Origin of the sequence: Streptomyces phyllanthi, assembly GCF_009377205.1 — a bacterium.
In the GTDB taxonomy this organism is placed as follows: Bacteria; Actinomycetota; Actinomycetes; order Streptomycetales; family Streptomycetaceae; genus Streptomyces; species Streptomyces phyllanthi.
In genome coordinates this window covers 1-3,411 of record NZ_VJZE01000687.1, presented here as the reverse complement: position 1 = coordinate 3,411, position 3,411 = coordinate 1, and the positions used below count along the sequence as shown (strand labels likewise).

The 3,411-nt window shown below is 71.8% G+C and carries 3 protein-coding genes; all 3 read left to right on the top strand.

Annotation, left to right across the window (positions count from 1 at the left end; all coding sequences use genetic code 11):
- Positions 1–884: carbohydrate ABC transporter permease (locus FNH04_RS43405; RefSeq protein ID WP_152791739.1), on the top strand; the 884-nt coding region annotated here is incomplete at its 5' end.
- A 28-nt stretch (positions 885–912) separates the two neighbouring features.
- Positions 913–1,821, top strand: a complete 909-nt coding sequence (locus FNH04_RS43400) for a 5-dehydro-4-deoxyglucarate dehydratase (RefSeq protein ID WP_152791738.1) — start codon at positions 913–915, stop codon at positions 1,819–1,821.
- Entirely contained in the window at positions 1,818–3,074 is a 1,257-nt protein-coding gene (locus tag FNH04_RS43395) for a glucarate dehydratase family protein (protein WP_322725550.1), read from the top strand. Before FNH04_RS43400 ends, FNH04_RS43395 begins: the two co-directional genes overlap by 4 nt.
- Positions 3,075–3,411: the final 337 nt, after the last annotated feature.

Genomic DNA, 3,411 nt, shown 5'->3' with positions numbered 1-3,411 from the left:
ACCGCAGGCAGGCCCGCACCACCCCCGCCCGCTTCGACACCGCCCTCGGCTGGAGCGACCGCCCCGGCCTCGCCTGGGCCCTCAGGATCCTGCTCTGCGCCATCGCGCTCGGAATCTTCGCCGCGCCGTTCCTGACGATCTTCTCCGGTGCCCTCAGCACCCGTCCCAGCGGCTCGTCGCTGTCCTTCCTCCCGCACGACACCACCCTGGCGAACCTGCGGCTGGCGGGAGAGCGCGGCATCTGGGACTACTTCACCAACTCCCTCGTCATCGCGGGCGGTGGACTGCTCCTCCAACTCGTGGTCTGCACGCTCGCCGCGTACGCGCTGGCCCGGCACCGCTTCCGCGGCCAGGCCCTCGTCCTGACCCTGTTCATGCTCACGATGATGCTCCCCGAGGAGGTCATCGCCATCCCGCTGTCCCTGGTCCTCGGCCACGTCCCCGTCGTCGGCCTGGACCTCAAGGGCACCGTGTGGGGCGTGATCCTGCCGCTGGGCGCCTGGGGCTTCTCGGTGATGCTGCTGACCGAGTTCATGAAGGACATCCCCGACGAGATCGAGGAGGCCGCCCGGCTCGACGGGGTCGGCGAGCTGCGGATGCTGTGGCAGGTCGTCCTGCCGCTGTGCAAGCCCGCGCTCGGTGTGGCCGGTGTGCTCGGCTTCATCATGATCTGGGACCAGTACCTGCTGCCGCTGATCGCCGCCAAGGACCCCACCGACTACACGGTCACCGTCGCCCTGTCCATCCTGCGCACCGACCCCGAGGTCGGCTCGGGCATCGTGCTCGCAGGCGCGGTCATCGCGCTCGTGCCCAGCCTCGTCGTCTATCTGCTCCTCCAGCGCTCGCTGGTCACCGGCATCGCGGCCGGCGCCACGAAGGGCTGACCCCCCACCGACCCCTGTTGGAGGGGACATGAAGTTCCAAGGAGTGCTGTTCTTCCCGGTCACGCCGTTCGCCCCGGACGGCTCGCTGGACGAGGAACGGCTCGCCCGGCATATCGAGTCCGGTGTCACGGCCGGTGCGGGAGGCGTCTTCGTCGCCTGTGGCACCGGTGAGTTCCACGCGCTGTCGGCCGAGGAGATCGAGCGGGCCACGCGCGTCGCGGTCACCACGACCGCGGGGCGCGTGCCCGTCCTCGCCGCCGCGGGCGGGCCGCTGCCGGTCGCGCTCGACCAGGCCGCCCGCGTCGAACGCGCCGGCGCCGACGGCATCCTGCTGCTGCCGCCGTACCTGGTGGGCGCACCGCAGCAGGGGCTGGTGCGGTACGTCGGAGAGGTGACGGCGGCCACGGGCCTGCCGGTGGTCTTCTACCAGCGCGGTACCGCCCGGCTCACCGGGAAGACGGCCGCCGAGATCGCCGCCCTGCCCCGTGTCGTGGGCCTCAAGGACGGTCTCGGCGACATCGAGCGGATGCACCGCGTCGTGCGGGCCGTACGCGCCGTACCGGGCACCGAGGACTTCCAGTTCTTCAACGGCCTGCCCACCGCCGAGATGACCGCGCCCGCCTATCGCGGGATCGGCGTCGAGCTGTACTCCTCCGCGGTGTTCGCGTTCGCCCCGGAGATCGCGACGGCGTTCCACCGTGCGCTGACGGACGGCGACGACACCCTGGTCGGCACGCTCCTCGACGAGTTCTACGGGCCGCTCGTCGAACTCCGTGACGAGGTGCCCGGATACGCCGTGTCGCTGATCAAGGCCGGGGTGACCCTCCGCGGCCTGGACGTCGGAGGCGTACGGGCTCCGCTGCTCGACCCCACGCCGGAGCACATGGCCCGGCTGGAGAAACTGATCGACCGTGGGCTGGAGGCGATCCGCGCGTGAGCACCCCTGGAACCCGTATCCGCGAACTGATCGTGACACCGATCGCCTTTCGCGACCCGCCGCTGCTGAACTCGAACGGCGTTCACGAACCGCTCGCGTTGCGCGTCGTCCTGCAACTCGTCCTGGAGGACGGCACGGTGGGCCTCGGGGAGTCACCGGGCGGCGAGGCCCGTCTGGAGCGGCTGCTGGCCGCCTCGAAGGTGGTCACCGGCATGGACGTCTTCGACACGACCGCGATCTCGGCCGCGATCGACGCCGCGCTCCTGCCCACCGTCCCCAGCTCCCACGAGCGCGGCTGGGCCACCTCGGCCGTGGAGGTGGCCTGCCTCGACGCGCAGGGCAGGCTGCTCGGCCGCCCGGTCAGCGATCTGCTGGGCGGCAGGGTCCGCGACACGGTGCCCTTCGCGGCGTACCTGTTCTACAAGTGGGCCGAGCACCCGGCGCTGGACGGCCGCCCGGCCGTGGGCGACGACTGGGGCGAGGCTCTCGACCCGGCGGGCATCGTCGAGCAGGCCCGTCTGATGCGGCAGCGGTACGGCTTCCGCTCCTTCAAGCTGAAGGGCGGGGTCTTCCCCCCGGACGAGGAGATCGCCGCGATCCGTGCTCTCGCGGAGGCGTTCCCCGGACAGCCGCTGCGGCTGGACCCGAACACGGCGTGGACGGTCGGTACGTCGACGTACGTCGCCCGCGAACTCGACGGCGTACTGGAGTACCTGGAGGACCCGACGGCGACGATCCCCGGCATGGCCGAGGTCGCGAAGGGCTCCCCGCTGCCGCTGGCCACCAACATGTGCGTGATCGCCTGGGAGCATCTGAGGCCCGCGGTCGAACAGAGCGCCGTCCAGGTGCTGCTCACCGACCACCACTACTGGGGCGGGCTGCGGCGCACCCGCGAACTGGCCGCGGTCTGCGAGGCATTCGGCCTGGCCCTGTCGATGCACTCCAACTCGCACCTGGGCATCAGCCTCGCCGCCATGACCCATGTCGCCGCGGCCATCCCGAACCTCGACCACTCCTGCGACACGCACTACCCCTGGAACTCGGCCGACGACGTGATCGTCCCCGGCGCCCTGGAACTGCGCGACGGGGAGGTCGAGGTCCCCACGGGCCCCGGCCTGGGCGTGGAACTCGACCGCGACGCGCTGGACCGGCTCCACCGGCTGTACCTGGACTCGGGGGTACGCAACCGCGACGACACGGGCTACATGCGCCGGTTCCGGCCGGGGTACGAACGGAGGCTCCCCCGCTGGTGACGCGGACGGGGGTGGTTCGCCCCCGCCGCCTCTACCCGTCCCATCCCCAGGGGCTCCGCCCCTTCGACCCCGCCAAGGGCGCTGAGCCCCTTGGACCCCGGCTTCGGGGCTCCGCCCCGGACCCCGTTCGGGGGCCGGCCCCCCGCTCCTCAAACGCCGGAGAGGCTGGATTTTCCGCGGCGGGGCTTGGGCTTTCCCAGCCGGGGCTCGGCTTTTCAGCCCAGGCCAGGCACATCCAGCCTGTCCGGCGTTTGAGGACGAGGCCGTTCAGGCCGAACAGCTGGGGTCTGGGGGCGCAGCCCCCAGGGAAGGGACGGGTAGGGGCGGCGGGGGCGAG

Bases quoted from the DNA above. Each gene is read 5' to 3' on its own strand.
- FNH04_RS43400 (WP_152791738.1), top strand. From the start codon at position 913: ATGAAGTTCCAAGGAGTGCTGTTCTTCCCGGTCACGCCGTTCGCCCCG.